General features: G+C 39.4%; 19 protein-coding genes. 10 read left to right on the top strand and 9 right to left on the bottom strand.

Annotated features, from left to right (window positions below; all coding sequences use genetic code 11):
• The first annotated feature begins 103 nt into the window (after positions 1-103).
• Together CWB72_RS02400 and CWB72_RS02395 are read left to right on the top strand one after the other, a co-directional pair.
• The gene (locus tag CWB72_RS02400) at positions 104-688 is read left to right on the top strand and encodes a CIA30 family protein (protein WP_138628986.1); all 585 of its coding nucleotides are present in this window, start codon (positions 104-106) and stop codon (positions 686-688) included.
• A 58-nt stretch (positions 689-746) separates the two neighbouring features.
• Entirely contained in the window at positions 747-1940 is a 1194-nt protein-coding gene (locus tag CWB72_RS02395; protein WP_171037205.1) for an acyltransferase family protein, read from the top strand.
• Positions 1941-2362: 422 nt separating this feature from the next.
• On the opposite strand, the gene sdhD is transcribed toward CWB72_RS02395, so the two are convergent.
• Together sdhD and sdhC are read right to left on the bottom strand one after the other, a co-directional pair.
• Complete coding sequence (gene sdhD / locus CWB72_RS21080; protein WP_354384652.1) at positions 2363-2692, bottom strand: succinate dehydrogenase, hydrophobic membrane anchor protein; 330 nt, start codon at positions 2690-2692, stop codon at positions 2363-2365.
• Positions 2692-3072: a succinate dehydrogenase, cytochrome b556 subunit gene (gene sdhC / locus CWB72_RS02385; protein ID WP_138628980.1), complete on the bottom strand. Its 381-nt coding sequence runs from the start codon at positions 3070-3072 to the stop codon at positions 2692-2694. Before sdhC ends, sdhD begins: the two co-directional genes overlap by 1 nt.
• Before the next feature lie 156 nt (positions 3073-3228).
• Between sdhC and CWB72_RS02380 the strand changes: the two genes are divergently transcribed.
• A complete protein-coding gene (locus CWB72_RS02380; protein ID WP_138628978.1) occupies positions 3229-3420 on the top strand; it encodes a hypothetical protein in 192 nt (63 codons plus the stop codon).
• A 98-nt stretch (positions 3421-3518) separates the two neighbouring features.
• The gene (locus CWB72_RS02375; RefSeq protein ID WP_212747867.1) at positions 3519-4115 is read left to right on the top strand and encodes a hypothetical protein; all 597 of its coding nucleotides are present in this window, start codon (positions 3519-3521) and stop codon (positions 4113-4115) included.
• Between the two features lie 106 nt (positions 4116-4221).
• Here CWB72_RS02375 and CWB72_RS02370 read toward each other — a convergent pair whose 3' ends face one another.
• The 3 genes from CWB72_RS02370 to CWB72_RS02360 form a co-directional block, all read right to left on the bottom strand.
• Positions 4222-4470 (bottom strand): DUF3297 family protein, encoded by a 249-nt coding sequence (locus tag CWB72_RS02370; RefSeq protein ID WP_058028947.1) that lies wholly within the window; start codon positions 4468-4470, stop codon positions 4222-4224.
• An 84-nt stretch (positions 4471-4554) separates the two neighbouring features.
• Entirely contained in the window at positions 4555-5676 is a 1122-nt protein-coding gene (locus tag CWB72_RS02365; RefSeq protein WP_138628976.1) for a response regulator transcription factor, read from the bottom strand.
• 22 nt (positions 5677-5698) lie between these two features.
• Positions 5699-6775, bottom strand: coding sequence for an HD-GYP domain-containing protein (locus CWB72_RS02360; protein WP_138628974.1), 1077 nt, complete (start codon positions 6773-6775; stop codon positions 5699-5701).
• A 144-nt stretch (positions 6776-6919) separates the two neighbouring features.
• Between CWB72_RS02360 and CWB72_RS02355 the strand changes: the two genes are divergently transcribed.
• Positions 6920-10852 (top strand): response regulator, encoded by a 3933-nt coding sequence (locus CWB72_RS02355; protein WP_252371475.1) that lies wholly within the window; start codon positions 6920-6922, stop codon positions 10850-10852.
• A 42-nt stretch (positions 10853-10894) separates the two neighbouring features.
• Positions 10895-11752 (top strand): bile acid:sodium symporter family protein, encoded by an 858-nt coding sequence (locus CWB72_RS02350; protein WP_138628970.1) that lies wholly within the window; start codon positions 10895-10897, stop codon positions 11750-11752.
• A 47-nt stretch (positions 11753-11799) separates the two neighbouring features.
• Here CWB72_RS02350 and CWB72_RS02345 read toward each other — a convergent pair whose 3' ends face one another.
• The 3 genes from CWB72_RS02345 to nth form a co-directional block, all read right to left on the bottom strand.
• Positions 11800-13089, bottom strand: a complete 1290-nt coding sequence (locus tag CWB72_RS02345) for an MDR family MFS transporter (RefSeq protein ID WP_138628968.1) — start codon at positions 13087-13089, stop codon at positions 11800-11802.
• A 202-nt stretch (positions 13090-13291) separates the two neighbouring features.
• Positions 13292-14485 (bottom strand): CobW family GTP-binding protein, encoded by a 1194-nt coding sequence (locus CWB72_RS02340; protein ID WP_138628966.1) that lies wholly within the window; start codon positions 14483-14485, stop codon positions 13292-13294.
• A gap of 89 nt (positions 14486-14574) precedes the next feature.
• Positions 14575-15246, bottom strand: coding sequence for an endonuclease III (gene nth, locus CWB72_RS02335; RefSeq protein ID WP_138628964.1), 672 nt, complete (start codon positions 15244-15246; stop codon positions 14575-14577).
• Positions 15247-15477: 231 nt separating this feature from the next.
• Between nth and CWB72_RS02330 the strand changes: the two genes are divergently transcribed.
• Entirely contained in the window at positions 15478-16878 is a 1401-nt protein-coding gene (locus CWB72_RS02330) for a S41 family peptidase (RefSeq protein WP_138628962.1), read from the top strand.
• Between the two features lie 110 nt (positions 16879-16988).
• Here the strand turns inward: CWB72_RS02330 and CWB72_RS02325 are convergent, their stop codons facing one another.
• Complete coding sequence (locus tag CWB72_RS02325) at positions 16989-19097, bottom strand: TonB-dependent receptor domain-containing protein (RefSeq protein ID WP_138628960.1); 2109 nt, start codon at positions 19095-19097, stop codon at positions 16989-16991.
• Between the two features lie 134 nt (positions 19098-19231).
• Here CWB72_RS02325 and CWB72_RS02320 point away from each other — a divergent pair, with 134 nt between their 5' ends.
• The 3 genes from CWB72_RS02320 to CWB72_RS02310 all read left to right on the top strand — a co-directional run bounded on the left by CWB72_RS02320 (position 19232) and on the right by CWB72_RS02310 (position 22341).
• Positions 19232-20212 (top strand): helix-turn-helix domain-containing protein, encoded by a 981-nt coding sequence (locus CWB72_RS02320; RefSeq protein WP_171037203.1) that lies wholly within the window; start codon positions 19232-19234, stop codon positions 20210-20212.
• A 100-nt stretch (positions 20213-20312) separates the two neighbouring features.
• Entirely contained in the window at positions 20313-21152 is an 840-nt protein-coding gene (locus CWB72_RS02315) for an AAA family ATPase (RefSeq protein WP_138567223.1), read from the top strand.
• Between the two features lie 4 nt (positions 21153-21156).
• The gene (locus CWB72_RS02310; RefSeq protein ID WP_138628956.1) at positions 21157-22341 is read left to right on the top strand and encodes a vWA domain-containing protein; all 1185 of its coding nucleotides are present in this window, start codon (positions 21157-21159) and stop codon (positions 22339-22341) included.
• Positions 22342-22344: the final 3 nt, after the last annotated feature.

The raw sequence follows: 22344 nt of genomic DNA, 5'->3' as shown, positions 1-22344 counted from the left end.
ATTTATTTTGTCACCTTTTCGAACCACCCGGCACTTATTGATTAAACCAAGCAAAAACGCCGCAGGCTTTTTGCAGTCGATAATCAACATAGAGCACACTAACATGACATTTAAACACTTTATAGAAATCGTAAAACTTACCCTGCTAATTAGCTTTTCACATGCCACTTGGGCGGGAGAGTCGCAAACACTGGTCGATGATTTTAATTCGCCCTCACAAAACAATATGGGCTTTGAAAGACTCTTTATTGACGACACCAGCGCCGGCGGTAAAACCAAAACCCAGATTAGCGTCAACAATGGCCTACTTTCAGCAAAGGGCGATATTGTGCCGCCTAGAGGTCAACCGGGCTGGGCAAGCTCGGTACTGCCACTGAACGAATTTGGCAAACAGCTCGATGCCAGCCAATATCAGGGCATAGTTTTAAAAGTTAAAATCAACCAAGGCATGTTGTCGGTGTCAGCCAATAGCAGTGCGATTGATAACTACGACTATCATGCACTTCCGGTCATGATCAAAGCAGATGGACAATTTCATACCGTCAAATTGCCTTTCAAAGACATGAAACGCGCATGGTCGGCACAAACACCACTAGACCCTAAAACCCTAAATAGCTTAAGTATTGTGGCGTTTAGCCTGCAACAAGCCAAATTCGATTATCAAATTGATGAAATTGGCTTTTATTAGTTCCGTGTTTCATAAGGCCTAAATGCAGGCCTCTCCCCTCAATTTGAGAGATATAACAATGACGACCACAACCCGATTGCACTATTTAGACGCAGTTCGTGCGTACGCTTTATTACTGGGCATTGTCTATCATGCTAGCCTTTCGTTTTTACCTATCTTCATCGGCTGGGCGGTGATGGATATTTCAACCAGTGACTGGGTGTCGGTGTTTGTGTTTATTAGTCACGCGTTTCGTCTAGAGGTTTTCTTTTTAATTGCCGGCTTTTTCTCTTGTATGACACTTCAAAAAGTCGGCATAAAAGGGTTTTTAACATCACGATTTACACGAATTGTGCTGCCGTTTTTACTAGGCTGGATATTGCTTAGGCCACTGCTGGTGTCAGGCTGGATAATGGGTGCTGAAAGTATGCAAGGTGACGCGAATATAATCATGGCTTTGGTGACAAGTTTTAGCGACTTTAATGGCCTATCGATGAGTTTATTTGTCGGCACACATTTGTGGTTTTTATATTACCTCACACTGGCCACTATACTGACGTTATTACTCTACTTTCTCCATACCAAACTTTCGCAATTTTCGCCCAATTTAGCTGGCAGAATACGCTTTATTCTTGTGCATACACTTACCAGCAAAGGTTTGTACTTGCTTGTCATTCCTCTGGCTGCTTGTTGCCTTTGGAATATGCAGCACTGGGGGGTCGATACCCCAGATAAAAGCCTGACACCACAATGGCCAGTGCTATGTTTATATAGCGGTTTCTTCATCTTTGGCTGGGTATTATTCAATCACCATAAAACACTTGCAGATTTTACGAAGCTGAGCGCTTTTAAACTAGGTGTTTGGTTATGCAGCTGTATCGCTGCAGTTATGCTCTCTCGTTATCAAATGCAATATATGCACGAGTACTATCTACAAATAAAAGTCGCCTTTGTAATCAGTTATGCTGTCATGATGTGGACCTCATGTATGCTGTTTATTGGTTTATTCAAGAAGATTGCAAACAAACCCAATGCATTCACACAAAAACTCGCAGACACCTCTTATGGGCTTTACTTAGTGCATTTACCTCTGGTTGTTTGGCTACAAGTGGCTGTGGCAGAATTAACTATGCCATTGACATTTAAATTGTTCATTATTTGTACTTCTACAGTTGCCATATCACTATTGCTCATTGAAAGTATTAAGTTTCTCAAAAATATATTTATGAATAATTTTAAAAGTGAACCAGAAAAAGGCATGCGCAATCAATAAAAAATTGATTTTTAGCTTTCACTTTAAACAAGAAATCAATATTATTGAATGATAACTATTTGCAATTGATGTGTAATGATATGTTTAGAGAACTACTCTCAAGGAAGTGCCCTTGTTGTAATAAATCATTGGGTATATCGCAAAGGCTTCCATTATTAAACCGAGAACCTTTAAACTGTATTTATTGCGCCAAACCACTCAAACCTAAGTTAAATGTAATGTTATTTAATATATTTTGGTTATGCATGAGTGTATCTTGGATTGTAAAAACACATACTGAATTGAACTACTTTTGGGCATGCTCTGTGTCGTTATTATTTGCTAGTACAATATTGCCAGCTTTAGATCTGCTCTTCCCACTAGAAGAAGAGCAGTATTGAGCTAAATAACGGAGCTCAGGTTAAGTAAACAATACGGTCTAATTAACCCCAGAGTGTTGCGAGAATAATGACAACTGAGACTGCACTTGCAGTCATACATATCATATTAAACAGTTTATTGAGCGTTTTTTGTTTTACATAATCTCCTGCAATTTGCCAACCTGCTAGTACACTGTTAAAAGCAAAAAATATAACACACAAAGAGGTAATCACTTTAAACCATGTACTATGAAACAAGTTAGAAACTGCGGAGAAGCTACTCAAATCTACAGTACACAATAAGCAAATTAAACATGCGCTATACGCAACAATGCAAGCATTGCTTAAACGTTGAAAAACCCACTGGTTTGAACCTGACTTAAGTATATTCATCATAACCAGATCCACCATATAGCCAATAAGCTAAGCAAAATCCCAACTGCGATTGCTACCAATGAAATCACCTTGCCGCTTTTTAGTTCTTCGCAGTATCCAAAATCTTGAATAATATGCTTTACAGTTCCCGCACAGTAATAGCCTAGTGCTGTCAAAAACCCCCAAACCACAAATTTTGCAATAAAATAACTCTCTAACACTGAGCTTACTTCATTAAAGTTAGTTTCAGACTTTAATGCGAAGTAACTAATAACAATAGCTACTATCATCGCAACCCAGACAATCACCCCGCTTACTCTATGTAAAATAGATGCATACGCTGTAGCAGGTAAAGCAATCGTATTTATGGCCAGATTCATTGGCCTTTCTTTTTTCATATTTATGTACCAATAGACAAACGAACAAACCAAATGCTAACGCAAACCATTTTTATTTACAATTTTTTGATTGTACATTTAATTTTTTAGAAAAAGTAAACTCTACGACTGTTTAATTCGTAATCAATTATGAGAAATAGTTAAGGTAGGTTAGTTATGCAAGCAAATGAATTAAAGCGCGGTGAATGGGTAGAATATAACAATCATCCAGTAGAAGTGGTTGCCATTGATGCTCAAAAGCAACAAGTAACGGTATGGGATGAGCAAACTTCAACACATCAAACACTGGGTATTTCAGAGTTGAATGCCGACCCACAATGTCACTGCGACTCACACCAATATTACTAATTACCAAAAAGTCAGTATAGACATAGGATATGCTTTGCTGACTACTTTTTTATTAAACTTAGTTATCTAAATATTGTTAAGATTGACTAAACTAAATAATGTTTAGAGGTGTTCTGAAAGGGTTTTGTCATGAAATTATATCTCACTGCCGCATCATTATTTTATCACCCATATCAACCATTACGCACGCATCTAAGCCATCTAAACATTTATTAATTGACGCTCAATCTGATGCCAATGCATTGCAATTGATGGTTGGCTTTCCACCTCCTATTGATAAACGCGTCACTTTACCTGACTCTAATTTTTTCAGTTTTCCAAAACTACGCTGGTCGGTTTGTCATATGCGTGAATTGCTGCCAAGCGCCAGCATAGCACGTAACCCTTACGCCTACTCGCCGCTAAAATACGCCTTATTACAAGGCATTGATGAACTGACATTTAAGCCAAGTAACAGTAATAAGCGAATGACTTGGCAGCAAATTTTGGGGGAGTTACAGTGGCATTTTCACAATAAGAATGGCGCATTCGCTGCACGTGGTGTGCACGGACAAACAATTTATATAGATTCAACAGCCGAGATGGTCATTGTTCGCTTAGAATCACACCCTATTGCTGCGAATGGTGTGATTGATCCAACATCGTTGCCTGCCTATCAAGCAGTGGCTGACTTTTTAATGAAGCAGTCTAAATAAAATTGAAGTTTCAAGTTGAGAGGGAATTTGGCTTATTTTAGCAAAGCCATTTATAAAGTAGCTTTATAAATCAAAGGAGTAAGCAGGCGCTTACTCCTCAAAGTGATTAGCGGAAGAATACTTCTACTTCACCTTTTGATTTGATCAGCATTGGCTGACCGAAACGGTCTAGCGCCTTAGGTGCAGCTGTTTTGATCCAGCCTTCGCTGATGCAATACTCTTCAACGTCGTTACGCTCTTTACCTTTAAAACGCACACCGATATCGTGCTGTAAAATCTCTTCATTGTAGAACTTGCTACGAGGATTAATTGAAAGGTGATCTGGAATTGCTGGTAAATCTGTCTTATCAGTCATAATCTTTTCTTAAATACAGTGTAAAAACTGGGCGTATTGTAGGTAATTGCTAACAAGCTCTCAACCAACTTTATCACTTAATAATTAATCTTCTACTAAAGTGTCTAATTTATAGAAAAAATCACCAAATACGGCTGTCATATCTTCTGTATGTTCATTAACTTCCAATACCCGCTCTCTAGACTTACTAAGCAAGGAAAGTAGTTCAGCTTCTTGTTGCTGACTCAAACCAAAACCTAAACTCGCTGCTTCGATCTCGAACAATAGGTCTTCAATTAAATCTTGAATCGATTGAGTATAAGCTTTGTGAGTTTGTTCGATATTAGACAAGTCTTTTTGGGCAATTTCGCTCAGCTCTTTGATCCCTTTGTTTCTTTGCTGCATCATTTGGATATTAGTTTCTAAAGATGACAATCTTGCATCAGCCCCTCTTACTATTAAGGCTAAAATGTCATTAAAGCGGCCATACTTTTCAGAATCATCGCATGGCATATTTTTAACTAACAACGAACACCGCTCACTATTAAAAAAACTTCTTTTATCTATATTAATTACTGTTTTAGAACTTCTTGCTCGAGTTAACAATTCATTTTCTAGCGGGTTAACTAACTCTGAACTGCTGTAATTTTTAAAACTATTCAATATCCCTATTTGAGTTGATACCTCTAAACCTAATTGCTTGGATGAACTAATGACTTCATTGGCTAACGCCGTCATTGTTTTGCACTGATAGCTTTTTTCTATAAATTCAAGCGCAACGCCCAACTCACTACAGCTGGTAATCGCTGCCAGTGTCACTTCTTCTGCATTTTGACAACTCTCTTTTAATGAAGCTATTTCATCATTTAGACTCATTAATCTATCTATACGAAACTTTAACTCATCTGCATCAAAAGGTTTGGTAATGTAATCATCTCCACCAGCGCGAAACCCTTGTAAGATATCTTCAGTAGAACTTTTGGCAGAAACAAACAACACTGGCGTGCGACAATTAAGCTGATTTCGTAGCTGTTCACACACCTCATAACCATTTACTTCAGGCATAACCACATCCAGTAAAATGGCGTCGTACTCTCCTTGAGACAACAATTCAAGCCCTTGCTTACCTCCTAAAGCTGGAGTGATATCATAGTGCTGGCCGAGCATTGAGCTCACAATGTCATGGTTTACATCATCGTCATCAATTACAAGCACTTTACTTTGCATACCTAGCTCCTAAGCCTTATCATTAATCTCGATACTTTTCAGAAATAGCAAAAAATTCGTTTTCAATTTCAAGAAATAAATCAATAAGCAAAGGATCGAAATGCTTGCCTTTGCCCTCTTTGATAATTTCAATAGCTTGCTCATGAGACATTGCTTGTTTATAAACTCGTTTAGAAATAAGTGCATCATAAACATCAGCAATAGCCATTAACCGAGCACTTACAGGGATCTTCTCGCCGCTAATTCCCTTAGGATAGCCGCTGCCATCCCATTTTTCATGGTGGTATAAAGCAATCTCTTTCGCAACTTCTAGAAAATCATGCGCTGTGCCAGCTTTTTGCTCGGCCTGATTTATGGCGCTATATCCTAGCACTGCATGACTTTTCATTACTTCAAACTCATTCTCAGTCAACTTACCTGGTTTAAGTAAAATGCTATCTGGTATGCCAACTTTGCCAATATCATGTAAAGGTGCTGACTTATAAAAAATATTGATCCGCTCTTTTGTGAGCACTTTTTTATATTTAGGAAGCTTTGCTAACTCCTCAGCTAATCGCTTTACGTACAATTGCGTACGCTTAATATGAAAGCCAGTTTCTTCATCTCTCGTTTCAGCTAAACTCGCCATTGCTTGAATGGTCACATCCTGCAATTCGGACATTTGCGCAGCGCGCTTTTGAACTTCTTCTTCTAAGTATAAATTTTTACTCTTTAAGAAGTCTTTTGAGCGCTTATTTAGAAGATGCGTTTTTAGCCTTGCCATCAAAATTGGAGGGCTGATTGGCTTTGAAATATAATCTGACGCACCTAGCGAGAAGCCTTTTTTTTCGTCCTCCACAGAAGACTTTGCAGTAAGAAAAATTACAGGTATATCTTTACTTTTAGGGTTAATTTTTAATTCTGTAATTACCTCATAACCGTCCATTTCAGGCATTACAACATCTAATAGAATAATATCTACTTCATTACGCTCTAAAATGGCCAGTGCTACAGAACCACTTTTAGCAGCCAACACCCTGTATTCATCACCAATGACCTCACTAATAAAAGATAAATTTTCGCTGACGTCATCAACTACAAGAACTGTTGCATTCTCCATAAATAAGCACTGTTTATTTTTTAAACATAAAAATAAATATAGGTCTATCCTTTAAATTACAGCAAATAAATTTATTGAATAATGCTTAACTTAAGAACCACATTCATCATTACATTTACAATAATGCTGCTTTCTGGGCTAGGTATGGGCTTAACAACCTACACCTCCCAAAGTAAGTTATCCGAGATCACTTTATTAAAAGAGCAGCTTTTTAAACTAAACAACCTCGCCAATGAGTTGAAAACCAGTTCAGATAAGCTCTCTCAATTTGCTCGAAGCTACGCAAACACTAGAAATAAACGATGGTTAGATTTATTTGATTATGTTTTGCTATTACGTCAAGGCAAAGTGCCCCTTCCTGCTGAATACACTCTCGACTACTGGGATAAATTATCAGCTCCCAATGTGCCCCTCCCTCAAATAGATAAAACCATCAAAGGCATAAGTATTATTGAGCGACTTGAAAATACCGGGATCAAACCAATAGAGCTTGCAAGATTACGTAATGCTTTAGCTAAATCTGATGCCCTAGTGAATCTAGAAAATCGTGCTTTTAACGCAATGAAAGGTTTGAGGCAAGATGAATTTGGCAATTGGAATATTAAAGGTGACCCCGATTTTGCGTTAGCAAGGCAAATATTATTTAGCGATGAGTTTTTTGCCGCTAAAGCCAATATCATGACAGAAATTGAACAAGCTTATCATAGCGTTGAGAGTCGCCTTAATAATCAAATGCATAAGTTAAAAGAAGAGTACGAAGTTGTTCACTTTACTAATACGGTGCTGATTGTCTTACTTGTGAGTAATATTATTATTTCTTTCTATTTGCTCTGGAGTTTATACATCAAGCCAGTTGCCACAATTCAAAAGCAAGTGGTGCAAAATGTAAAAGAGAAAAACCTCAATTTCAAACTCAATGAATCAGTCAGAGGTGAGCTTTCTATATTCACTAAGTCTATGAATTTCTTATTAGAGAACATCTCTGAACAACTAAACTTTAATACCATCATGAAAGATTTTGGTATGGCTTTGAGGGGGAAGAAAGATCCCAAAGCATTGGGTGAAGAGCTTCTACAGTTTTTAGAAAAGCGCTTACCCATCCCCTTAATGGGCCTTTATGTCATAGAAAATAATAGCGTTCTCACCAGGGTAGCTGGTACAGGCTACTGTGCTTCAGCCCCAAAAAAATATGACAATAAAGACTGCATTCATTTTCATGTCGTAGAAACAAAAAAACCATACAGACTGCGTTTTGGTGAACATCAATACTCGATTGATTTAAATGGTGAACGCCTTGACATAGACGAGATGCATTACTTCCCTCTCTTAGTCGGACAACAAAGCATTGGCTTATTAGAACTTGGGTGCTTAGAAAGCATTAATAGTTCTGATTATAAATGGGTTAAATCTGTTATTCACGATTTGGCTATTAGTTTGCAGTTGACACAAAATATTGAGCTGCAAGCCAAGGCTGAAAAACGTGTCAGTGAACAATTAGAGCTTAATAAGAAAATTCTAGATGCAATACCTAATCCCATGTATTACAAAGACAAAAAGGGAGAGTTTTTAGGCGTAAACAGTTCTTTTCATCGCTACTTTGGGACTTTTGACGCAGATGTACTCTCAGCTATGCCCTCTGATATTTTTTCTCCACATGTTGCCTGTATTTTTGAAGAATCTCACCAACGTTTAATCTCTAACGGTAGCAATCATAACTTTGAAATTATGATTGACGATGAACAAGGTCACACCAGAAGCTTCGTCGTATACGAAGCCAGTTTTACCGATGTTAATAATATTGCTGATGGCGGCGTTGGGTTATTACTTGACGTAACCGAACGCAAACAAATGGAGCAAGAGTTAATAGAAGCAAAAATCAAAGCCGATGAAATGAGCTCTGCAAAAGGAGAGTTTTTGGCAAACATGAGCCATGAAATCCGTACGCCTATGAATGCCATTATTGGTATGAGCCATTTAGCTTTAAAAACAGAACTAACAAAACAGCAATATAACTACATTAATAAAATAGATCTGGCTGCAAAGAATTTGCTAGGCATCATCAATGATGTTTTAGACTTTTCTAAAATTGAATCCGGCAAATTGTCTTTAGAAGAAGTACCGTTTTCACTCCAAGAAGTACTAGACAATGTTGTTGCGATTAACATTATTAAAATCCAAGAAAAAGACCTCGAATTGCTCATTGATATTGAGCCAAATACACCAATTAACCTGATTGGCGATCCTTTACGATTAGGGCAGATTCTTATTAATCTTGTCGGTAATGCAATTAAGTTTACCGAAAAAGGCGAAATAAAAATCACAGTCAGTTCTAAGAAAGATGGGCAAAAAATTGCTCTAGACTTTGCAGTGCAAGACAGCGGCATAGGTATGACGCCTGAGCAGCAAAAAAGGCTGTTTCAAGCTTTTTCACAAGCTGATGGTTCAATTACCCGCAAATATGGTGGAACTGGCCTTGGCTTAAGTATTTCTAAGCGCTTAGTTGAACTTATGCAAGGCGAAATCACTGTTTCTAGCACCCCAAATAAAGGCTCAAAATTTAGCTTTAATATTCTCTGTGAGATTCAAGGTGACAAAGCCTCAACTGTAACCTGCCCTGCGAGTATGTTAGAAGGAAAACAGGTCTTAGTTGTAGATGATAATGACAGTGCGCGTGATATTTTGGCAAACATTTTAAGCTCTATGAAATTTAATGTTCACCGAGCTAGCAGCGGTTTTGAAGCCCTTGAAATATTAGAAACAGAGCGAATCGAAATACTATTCATTGATTGGAAAATGCCTCAATTAGATGGCATTGAAACAATACATAAAATAAGAGCCAAATATTTAGAGCTCTCTCCAAAATGCATTTTAGTCACAGCTCATGGTAGTGAAGTACACCTTGAACAATCATTGCAATTTGTAGATGCTTTAATGCTAAAACCAGTTGATGCTTCACAGGTAAATAATGTGCTTTCAGAGTGCTTTAACCTTCAGCAACCGAACTATAAAAAGCCATCTCAAACGCACAGTGAAACAAAACAGTTTAATCAAGAGCGTATTTTATTAGTTGAAGACAATGAAACGAATCAAGAAGTCGCTTCTGAAATGTTGCAACAGGCGAACCTAAAAGTCACAGTGGCTGATAATGGGCAGATAGCTTTAAATTTACTCTCAGAACATGCTTTTGATTTAGTGTTGATGGATATGCAGATGCCAGTGATGGACGGACTAACTGCGACGAAAGAAATTCGCAAACTAGAACAATTTACAACACTTCCCATCATTGCAATGACTGCCAATGCGATGCAAGAGGATATAGATAAATGCTCTAATGCTGGTATGAATGCGCATATTGCCAAGCCCATTAACTTTCAAACCATGATAAACACCATTCAAGCCCATTTAAGTACTGTTGAACTTCCTTTACCCTCAGAAACGACTGAAGAGACGCCGACCGATTCACCTGAAGAACCCAGTAATGTGGGGTTTCAATTTGAAGGGCTTGATTACCAACAAGGTATTGAACGCTTAGGAGGAAATGAAGAGGTATACTGGAAGATCTTGAAAAAGTTCATCAATAAACAAATTGAAGAAACCATTAATTTAAACCAAGCACTCATGCTAGGTGATACAGAATGTGCTCACCGTTTGGCCCATTCATTAAAAGGCTCTGCAGCAAATCTTGGTGCTCACTTTCTTGAGCAAAACGCGTTAGAGATCGAACAAGCAGTGCAAAACAATCAAGCTGTGAATAATGACCAAGTCAATGAATTAACGGTATATTTAAGAGCACTTAACAAAGCGATAACACTTGAAGAAAGTAATCAAAATGAAAGCTCTGGGACAGAAATTGATCTGGTAACTTTAGATAAAGCGCTTTTGGTTGAGCGCTTTAATACATTAAATGAAACATTGCAGGCTTATGATGCCAGTTCGAAGAGTCACCTAAAGTCAATTGTCGAACTCAATATGTTACGAAAAGAGCAGTTATCGCCTATTGAAGCACATATTGATAATTTTGACTTCGAACAGGCGATTGAATCTCTTAATGCCTTAAGGCAGTCAATTAACTGCTAGCTTAAATTAATAAAACCGGCAATAACGGTACAAGGAGTATCTATGCCCACAATGCTAACCAGCATAGGTTTACCCGTCGCGCTGATCTTAATTATGATTGGTGTCGGCATGAGTTTGACCCGAGACGACTTTACTCGGGTTTTCAAACAGCCTAAGAGTTTTTTAATAGGCGCTGGTTGCCAAATGTTATTGCTACCATTGGTCGCGATTGCCATTATCACTTTAACCGGCTTATCGGGCGAGTTAGCCATTGGCTTATTTATTTTATCTTTATGCCCTGGTGGCACAACCTCAAACCTATATAGCTACCTAGCAAAAGGCGATGTTGGTTTATCCGTTTCACTCACCGCGGTCATTGGTTTTATCACCCCATTTACTATCCCGTTTTTGGCCACTTGGGTAATCGCATTTTATGGTGAGCAAGCTCAAAACTTTCAATTACCTATAATAAGCACTTGGTTCAAACTTCTGGCAGTGACTGTATTCCCAGTTTTAATAGGTATGGGAATACGCGCTAAATGGCCTGCTTTTGCGAATCGTGTGCAAAATTACGTAAGTTGGTTTTCTATTGCTGTTCTGACTCTGGTGATTTTAAGCATTTGCATTAAATTAGGCGACCAACTCATTGAGTTTATTATACTAGCAGGACCTGCGGCTGTTTTACTCAATATCGTCACTATGTCGTTAGGTTACTTGATTGGTCAAAAGCTATTACATAACGATGCTCAGTCGCGCACCATCACCCTTGAGGTTGGACTGCAAAACGGCACCCTCACATTACTGATCACCAGTACCATTTTAGAAAGCACGACGATGTCTATTGCACCAAGTATTTATAGCTTATTTATGTTTATCTCTGCAGGTTTATTTACTTACTTTGTCACCAAAAAGACAGGCTAAGTTATTGAAAACGGACAATGAGCCAATGCACATTGTCCGTATAAACGTTAAGAATGCAGCTCCCTTTTCGTAGGCTCTGTAAAGTCTGGTCGAGGTAATTTTTCTAGTACATAATACAAGCCCATTACCACGACACACATGGCTGAACATAATACAAATAAACAAAAACCGCCAAATAGATCCAAAATAATACCGCCACCAAGGGGCGCAAAGGCAAAGCCAAAATCGTAAAACGCGGACGCGCCGAAATAAGCTCCCCTTAGATTATCCGGTGCAATGCGGTCTATATGTACGTTCATGGTCGGGAATAAAATCGCCTCCGCTAAGCTCAGCACCACCACTGCACCTATCCAGCCCCAGAAAAAACTCGGCGCATTGAGTGCCATAAACACTTGTGAGCACATCAACAGAACTAAGCCAATTTGAATACGATGTACTAGTTCAACTTTAGCCATGATCCGCAATAACAGAAACTGGCAGGTGATGATCACCATTGCATTGGTAAATATCAGTGATGAAACTAGCTCCAGTAATTGCGGAACATTCTCGCGAGTTAGGTATTGCAGCAATGAGCTGTCCATTTGCCCGTAGATAAACAAACAGATGACATTGGCTAATATCAAACACTGAAGTAAGCGATCTTTGGCTAAAATAGCCAAAGTTTGCTTCATGCCGATGCTTTCTTTTTCTGGTTCATTATTCTCTAACTCTTTCGAGCATGTACTTTGACTCTCTGTATTTTTCTGTGACTTTTTATGATAGGAAAAACCCCACACTAGCAGCCCTAGTAAAAATGCAAAGGCCACGGTCGTGATATAAAAACTCGACTGCTGGCCGGTTAAGCCCAACCAAACACCGGCAATAGGGCCAACTGCACAGCCCACATTAACGATGAAATACATGCTCTGCATCGCCAGTTCACGAGTTTTACTATCATCAATAATGTCACCGATGAGCGCAGAAGCCAGCGGTCGCCAGAGCGCTGTAGCAATAGAGCAAAGCGTGATCACAATGGCAAACATAGTGACAATATCAGCCTCAGCCAATAAAGAAAAAGACACGATATAAAGTACACCTGTAGCATACATCACCGTTTGTCGACCCAGCTTGTCAGAAAGCGTACTGCCAATAAAGCTGACAAATACCGCCACTACAGCAGCCGTCGATAGGATCAGCCCGACCTCAGTCGCACTTAAGGCAAATTTATCGTACAGAATGACCGCCAAAAATGGCCATACCATAAAGAAACTCCCCCGAGTAATAAAGGAGCCAAAAAGTAATATCCACATCAGTAAAGGGAAATCCTTCACCCGTAAGAATGATAGTTCACTACTCATAACTGATTGTTCGCAAATAATAGTTAGCTTGACGCTGAAATTAACAAGAAGGGTTTTGTTGGGAAGCCCGAAGTATTCATAATGACGCTAATAAAAAATTTGTCACTATAAAATTAAAGGCTTTGTTAGGTTAAAAATGTAACCAGAAATGTATGCCTGTATACGTACCGTTTTATACAGGCAATTTTATTAAAAAGAGTTCTTATACTTGCGCTACTTTTTGTGGCCAAGGATCATCGAAGGTGCCGCCGTTTCGCCAAAAGTTCAATTCTTCATCGGTTAAAAAACAGTTTTTAAGTGCCTTAATAAAATCCGCCGCTTCTTCTTTTTGTCCAATCACGGTTAAACGACAACGTCTGTCTCCAAACCGGCTTTCTATCTTATCGACCTTATTTTTTAGAATATCATAGTGTTCTTGCGTAAAGTTTTGACTGTCATCATTGAGTATCGGCGCACGCCAAAAACCAACGACTTCTAACCCTACACTGCCATTGCTTTGGCTCCACAGTAATGACACATCATCGCGGGTCGGCAACCAAAAGAACCCCTTACTTCTAAATACCCCATGAGTCATATGATTATGGCAGGTTTCCCACAAGCGCATAGGATGAAAAGGCCTATCATCACGTAAGACTTTTGCAATCAGCTTTTGATTTTTTTTGCCTGAGAGTGTGAGTGGCGTATTCACCGCAGCACGTAATTCATTTGTAAGTTGAGACACTAAGTGGAAATTATAATCTTCAAAACTTTGGATATAATTTAAATCGACCTTACCCCATTGCGCACTAGAAATAGCAGCATAAGGGTTGATGGGGTGAATAGCTTGAGCGACGGCCGTGACCGCTTTATCGGTTAATTTATCTGTTTTGGTTAAAAATACATTATTAGAAAATAGAATTTGCTCAGCCAGAATGTTTTCGATCCCCCGCCTTTGTGCATTCATATTATCTTGCCATCTCGGCATCAATTCTTTACCAAAATTGTAGTTCTCTTTTAGCCAAGTCGCATCAACCAATGTAATCACGCCTTTAAGCGCAAAATCCTTATTATCTTTAAAAAACTCTATCAGGGGTAAAGGATGGCTACTCCCCGATGTTTCAATAATGATCCATGGTGGCCTAGCCTCATTCTTGAGTGTTTTTAAAGCCATTTTAAGCTCTTTGAGCCCTTTGCTACTACTGACACTGTGGCCACTAATGGTTACAAAGTTGCCACTCTCACTACTGACTATTTCAGTGTTCATGATAAGTACACCATCAACATCTAACTCACTCATATCATTAACAACCACTCCCGGCACTTGCTGAGATTTATATGACTGGGACAGTAGGCTGCGCAAAAGTGTGGTTTTTCCTGAGCCAAGAAAACCATGCAAAATTGTGACTGGAATAGACATGACAACTCACCTTAAAAATAAAGATACAATATAACATACCAAAAATTGATTAAGGTGAGAAACTGAGTGCAAAGAAAGCTTTAATTAAATCAGGGCTTTTTGATTTTCTTCGGGTGCTTGCGGTTTGGATAACAAGTGGTGCAAATTGGGCACACTAAACCATGACAACTTCTTGCTTGGCAATGCTCGCGGGCATAATAAATGATCTGCAAATGTAAGTCGTTCCATGTCTCTTTAGGAAATAGACGCTTTAAGTCTTTTTCGGTTTGCTCAACGCTGCGACCATTCGTTAAACCCCAACGCTGCGCTAAACGATGAATATGAGTGTCGACTGGAAACGACGGAACACCGAATGCCTGAGCCATCACGACCCCTGCAGTTTTGTGACCCACGCCCGGCAGAGTTTCTAAAATAGCCATATCTTGCGGTACCACACCGCCATGTTGCTCAACTAATATTTCAGACAAACGTTTAATTGCTTTCGACTTTTGCGGAGATAAACCACAAGGACGAATAATAGCTTGAATGTCTTCAACACTTTGTAATGCCATATCAAACGGGTTATCAGCTAACTCCCATAATGCCGGCGTCACTTGGTTTACACGCTCATCGGTACATTGCGCCGACAGTAACACCGCCACCAGCAAGGTGTATGGGTCTTTATGATCTAAAGGAATTGGCGGGTTTGGATAGCGCTTTTGCAGTTCAGCCAAAATATAATCAACACGTTCTTGTTTTAATAAGTTTTTTACTTCCACCATTTGCTCTTTTTGTCAGCATAACTTGCTTGGCATTATAGGTACTCGACTCAAGCCTTCAACCGCTAACTTTCAATTTAGACAAATGACCTGTCCGGTGTCCGTCCGTTTTACGTCCACCGTCCGTACTTCAAAAAACAAAAAAGAACATAAGCACCTGAAAAATAACAAATTAAAATTTGGCATAGAGATTGATTTAGAGACTGTATAAATTACATCAATCAGGACAATATTATGATTACTCAGTTACGCCAAACTACTACTAAAAATAACTTTTTCAGTAAATTAAAAACAACGTTAGCCAGTTCGCTACTTTTACTCTCAAGCCAAGCCTCTTATGCAGCAAATGCGCTAGGCCACTTTTCGCAAACATACACAGCTGCCGAAATTCAGGCTGACCTGGCTCAGTGGGTGAATTGGTTGCATAGTACTCACCCTGATCTGACTCATAGCATAGATGATATTGACGCATTTTATGCGCAAATTGCAGCATTGCGAAGCTCTATTACCACACCGATGACAGGAGAATCACTATGGCGTGAATTAGCAAAATTAAATGCAACCATGGCCGACGGACATTTAAGTTTCAGTGCAGGTAAATATACTCAGTGGCGTGAATGGGTAGCCAATGGTGCCCACTTATTTCCATTTGAAATCGCCATCAACTCGGAACGTTTATTTATTAAAAGTAAACTCGGTGGTGAAGCTAGCCCTTACCAGGGGCAGCAGATCACACATATCAACGGCACGCCTGCAAATGAAGTATTAAGTGCACTTTTAAAGCGTACCGAAGGAGATAATTTAGCTTTTCGAAAAGCCCTACTTAGTCTGCGTTTCCCGATGATTTATCGCATGCAGTATGGCCAGCAAGATAATTTTGAAGTAACACTGGCAACTGAAAATACATCGACGACTTTATCATTAAGCGCGTTAAACATTGCGCCATATAGCATCAAAGTAAAACCATTTGAACATTACTTTAACTTGCAACTACTTGAAGATCAGCAGGCCATACTTACAGTAAAAAGCTTTGGTTGGGACGAGCCGAAAAAATACTTTCAGTTTATGGAGCAGGCATTTAAAAAGATAAAAGCAAATAACACTCAGCATTTACTCATTGATATTTCTGAAAACACCGGAGGCGACGATATTTATTGGATGGATGGCATTTTAAAATACATAGCACAACAACCTTACAAGCAAGGCTCACATTACATAGGAAAAATCTTAGCTAAGTATCGAGACCCAGGTGAAGTGATTGGCAGTGTTGTTACTGGCTCGCTTACTCGTATGATCCAACCGGAGAAAAATCACAGCCTGCTATATACAGGGAAAGTGAGTGTGATCACTGGGCCTCTCACCTATTCATCAGCCGTATTATTTGCTAACACCATCCAAGATCATCAGTTTGCCAAATTAATAGGCACACCTACAGGTGGCAGAAGCACACAAAGTGGCGGTATTCAATTTCTGACACTTAAAAATACTCAGTTTAGCGCTGTTGCACCGAGATTTGTATTGGCTAGACCAAGCGGAGAAAAGCAAATGACACCAGTACAGCCCGATATTGCACTCACACATGATGCTCTAGATGATACTAGTTTGATTAAGCAAGCATTAACCCAACAACTTTAAACTAATTACTTCCGGCTATAGGTGTAGTCATTGACACGGCTGCATCTATTTTTTAAGTTTTTTACAAAAAAGGCCGGCATCAAAGCCAGCCTTTTTCAAACAAATCGCGATTAGAATGAATAAGCTATTGTCGCTTTAATATTTCTACCTGGCTCATAGTCTTGTAAATAAAGCTCTTTAAACCTTGGGTGGAAAGATAAACCTGTGCGAGATGATTGCGACGCGTAATATTCATCAAACAAGTTATCTACACCAAATATCACAGTCAGACCGTCAAACTGCTCAGGTGCCCATTTTGCAGAGATATTATGTACCGTGTATCCATCTTTGCTGTTGTCCAAACTCGCACCGTCTAAATCAATACCGGCGTCAACATCTGAAACCGTTAATACTTCCCAGTTTAAAGCTAGATTAAGTGCAGATAACTCATAATTAGCGTGTGCACTAATTGTGCTACCTTGCTGTCTATCTAGGCGTGCTTTATCAAGATCTTTATACTGTGAAAATGCATCTAACTCACTTTCAGCATCTGAGAAGGTAATACCAAAACTGAGGTCATTCAGCTCATAGTTAATATATGCTTCATAGCCATCTACAGATAAATCACCAATATTATCTTTCCAACTGCGAACTTCTGAGCCCTCAGGTGGCGTTGCATAATCGTAGATGTAATCATTAATTTGCGTATCAAATACAGTTGCACCCATTGATAACTCGCCCTCACCAACCTCAACTCTATAAGCAAAAGAAAGCTCAACGTTCAAGCCTGTTTCAGCATCAATGTTAGCGTTAGCTAAGTCATCGCTTCCCGCACCTGTGAATACTTCGGCAATTTCTGGGCCCTTGAATATTTCAGTACCGCTTAGTTTAAATAATAAATCATTAGTTGCTTGGAATTCGAACGCTAGAGCAAATGATGTGTCAGTAAAATCATCATCAATTAAGTTTGAATCTATGCTGTAGTTGTCATAACGTACACCTGGGATCACAGTAAACTGCTCATTCAACGCAATTCTGTCTTGTACAAATAAGGACAAGGTGGTTGATTCTTCTTCCGAATTATTTGAACCAGCATCACCTTTAGCTGTGTATTTAGTATCATGTTTTACATAGTCAAAACCATACGTCAGCTCTTGACTTATTGCACCGTCTACAAAGGTTTCAGCTAATACATTGAAGCCCGAATTGGTTGCTTCACCTGTCACTACGCCAGCCCATCTAGCAAAAGCAGGGTTTTCAGCCCACCCCATCTCGTTTCGCCATAATTCGCTTGTACTGCTATAAATTGCGGCTTCAACTTGAGTCGTATTTGTACTAAGTTGATAATTAACAGTCGCGGTGTCACGAGTCAGTTTTGTAGGCCACAGTAATGGTACTTTTAGTGCGTTTGTGATGGCTAAATCCGTTGCAAGCCCCATATCTGGGCGATAGCTGTAGTTACCTTCATCGGTATATTGTTCGTAACTAAACTGAATACGCTGCGTGTCAGTTAAATCAACACCAAACTTAATTAGTGCATCATCAACCTCACCCGCAAGCCCTCTCACAGTGCCATCTGTACCAGGAAACACTTCGCCTTTTTCATTTAAGATTTTTCCGCCACCCACTTCGTAGTTATCACGATCAACAAAGTTGTAATAAGCAAGAAAGTCAACATTATCGTTTATAAGCCCATAGCCCGTCAGAGAGTAGTTACTACCTGAATTGTCTCCAGCACTGACTTGAACGCGTCCACCAAATTGTTGTTCTTTGTTAAGAAGATCTCTTGCTTGCTTGGTTTTAAAGCGAACCGCGCCCCCTAAACCACCATTTAATACTGAGTTACTTCCCACTTCTATTTCAACTGATTGCAAAATATCAGCATGGATCTGTAAGTTACCCATGTGATGATACATATAAGTATTTTGACGAGCACCATCGATTGAAATATCTAAATCTTTGTCATCCATACTACGAATTGTAATACGCTGGTTTAATGAGTGAGCTCCACCTACATCGACACCAGGAATTGTGCGCAATAAATCGCTTAAGTGGTCAGCTTGTTTGGTCGCAATATTTTCCTTATTAAGGTACATTGATGATGCTTTTACGCCTGTACTCCACACTGCAATCTGTTCAATCTCTTTATCTTGATTTGAGTCTGCCATTACTGGCGTAGAAGAAAAAGCAACTGCTACAGCTGCGGCTAAAGAACACTGTGAAAAGCGTTGGAGTGACATTTAAGATCCTTAATAAAAACTTAATGAGAATAATTCACATTACAATACCTGTTTACATGATAAAGTTCCCTAAAGAATATTATGCAGAACTGTCATTTTGTTATGCTTAACTGTCAAAAAATAAGATGTGCGCCATGGATTTAAAAGATAAAAACCATTCAAAACAGAAGCTTAAAAACAAAATCCTACAAGCTGGTTATGACTTTTCATCAATAGAGGGAAGTGGACAAAGTTCGGATACTCTTCTATCAGGAGCATTAAATTTTAAACAGCTAGCGAATGGGATATCTTTTCACTTTGCTGATACCTATGAATCGAGTAATACCGTGAGTAGCTGTGAAATTACAGACCTAATTAGCTTTAATATCTTATTTTCCGGCAAGTTATCGTTCGCCATCAATGAGCAAAAATACCATTTTGATGCAACTAAATCGGAAAAAGTCTTCATTAATGTAATAAATGGAAAACAAGCTTTTTCTCGTTTTCTAACCGTTGATAATTCGCTAAAAAAGCTAAATTTAAGTGTTAGTAAAGAGTGGCTAATTCAACGCAGCCTAAATGATCAAGAAAAACGTTTTATTTCTTCATTATTCAAAAATAAGCATGCTGTATATGAATTGAAGTGCTCAGAATTATTAAAAGAGCAAGCATTGCAACTTTGTAGCATCGAATTAAATGATTCACTCAAATCACAACTTATTTTGGAAGCACACGCGACTCTGTGCATTACAGAGTTACTCTCAATGTTAAAATCCAATGTTTCTAGCAGAGTCAATAGCATTGAATCTCTTGTAGAAAAGCAGAAAAGAAAGTTCGACAAAGAAGTGCTACCTTTTATTCAAGGCGGCTTCACAGTAAAGCAAATTGCGAATAAACTCGGAACAAGTGAAAGTACAATGCAGCGTTATTTTAAGCAGCATTTTCAGATGAGTGTTTTAGAGTTCATCAGAGAAAAGAAGTTAGAAAAAGCCAGAAGCATGCTAGTTATCGAGCGTAAAAGCATCGGGGAAGCAGCTTATTATAGCGGCTACAAACATGTCTCTAATTTTGTTACTGCATTCAAAAAGCAATTTACAGTTACACCCAGTGAACTGTTAAAACAGCATAAATCATAACATCTTCAAGATTCCTTAGGCGAAAGTCATGTCGCTTTTATCTACAGAGCACTTATGGCAGACTTACAGGTCAGATCTCTTAGAAAAAATAGGCAACGTCGTGCAATTTACCGGTACTGAAAACTACATCGCATCTGACTCTCTTAAGCTTGCAGTGAATGCGGCAATCACGCTAGAAAAACCATTATTAATCAAAGGTGAGCCGGGTACAGGTAAAACTATGCTTGCCGAAGAATTGGCTAAAGCACTCGATACCGAGTTGATTCAGTGGCACATCAAATCAACCACCAAAGCACAGCAAGGCCTTTATGAGTACGACGCTGTATCACGTTTACGTGATAGCCAACTTGGCGATGATCGCGTTCATGACATCAGCAATTACATTGTGAAAGGTAAACTTTGGCAGGCGTTTACCGCTGAACAGCGCCCAATTCTCCTGATCGATGAAATAGACAAAGCGGACATTGAATTCCCCAATGACCTACTTTTAGAGCTCGATAAAATGGAGTTCTATGTGTATGAAACACAAGAAGTTGTTAAAGCCAAGCAGCGTCCGATCGTGATTATCACGTCTAACAATGAAAAGGAATTGCCGGATGCCTTCCTTCGCCGATGTTTCTTCCACTATATCAACTTCCCAACCCCTGAAGAAATGGCCAGCATCATTGATGTGCACCATCCAAATATCAAACAAGAGTTAGTGCAAACGGCACTCAGCGTGTTCTTCAACTTACGCGAAGTAAATGGCTTGCGTAAAAAGCCATCGACCAGTGAATTAATCGATTGGCTGAAATTATTACTAGCCGAAGACATCGATGCCAAAACGCTGCACGATAAAACGCATAAAGGTGGATTAATGCCATTATTTGGCGCACTGCTTAAAAACGAGCAAGATGTCAGCCTGTTAGAAAAACTGGCGTTTATGGCAAAGCGCGGCTAACCCCATGCTTATCGATTTTTTCTTCACCCTAAAAAAATATCGCGTAAAGGCCAGCTTGCGCGAATTACTTGATTTAATTAACGCTTTAAAACAACAAGTGGTGTTTGCCGACATCGACGGCTTTTATGAGCTGGCAAAATTGTGCTTAGTCAAAGACGAAACCCAATTCGATAAATTCGACCGCGCTTTTGCCGAGTATTTTGAAGGGGTTGAAAGCATCGATATTTTTAGTCAATTACAACAGCATAACTTGCCCAGTGATTGGCTAAGAAAAGAGTTTGAAAAACAACTTAGTGAAGAAGAAAAAGCGCAGCTTAAATCACTCGGTGGCTTAGACAAACTCATGGAAACTCTTGCCGAGCGTTTGAAAGAGCAACAGAAACGTCATGCTGGCGGTAACAAATGGGTTGGTACCGGTGGCACTTCGCCGTTTGGTGCTTATGGCTATAACCCTGAAGGTATTCGCATAGGTCAAGACGGCAACCGCCATCGTCGCGCTGTGAAAGTTTGGGACAAACGTCAGTTTAAAAACCTCGACCAAGATGCCGACATCAGCTCGCGCACCATGAAGCTGGCTCTTAAAAAGCTGCGTAAATTCGCCCGCAGTGGCGAGAGCGACGAACTCGATTTAAACCACACCATCGAAGCCACTGCCAAGCAAGGTGGTATGCTCGATGTGAGAATGCAGCCACAGCGTCACAATGCCGTAAAAGTGCTGATGTTTTTTGATATCGGCGGTTCGATGGACGATTACATTCACACCTGTGAAGAGTTATTCAGTGCAGCGCACAGTGAATTTAAGCACTTAGAGTTTTTCTACTTTCATAACTGTCTTTATGAACACGTTTGGCAAGACAATGAACGCCGCTTTCGAAATGTGCTCGACACCATGACAGTGATCAACCGCTTCGGCTCAGATTACAAAGTGATTTTTGTCGGTGATGCCACTATGGGGCCTTATGAAATTAACTACCCCGGTGGCAGCGTTGAGCATTGGAATGAAGAGCCCGGCAGCGCGTGGCTAAAACGTATTACCAATCATTTTGACAATGTCGTTTGGTTAAACCCACAACCTGTGGATTATTGGCGTTACTACCATTCTATCGACATCATTTATGAGCTGATGGATAAACGCATGTATCCGCTGACGTTAGATGGTATTGGGCAGGCAATTAAAGCACTCGGGTAAGTA

The organism is Pseudoalteromonas phenolica (assembly GCF_005886345.1).
Classification (GTDB): domain Bacteria; phylum Pseudomonadota; class Gammaproteobacteria; order Enterobacterales; family Alteromonadaceae; genus Pseudoalteromonas; species Pseudoalteromonas phenolica_A.
Note: the sequence above shows the minus strand (reverse complement) of the source record. Positions and strands in the feature narration are given on the sequence as shown.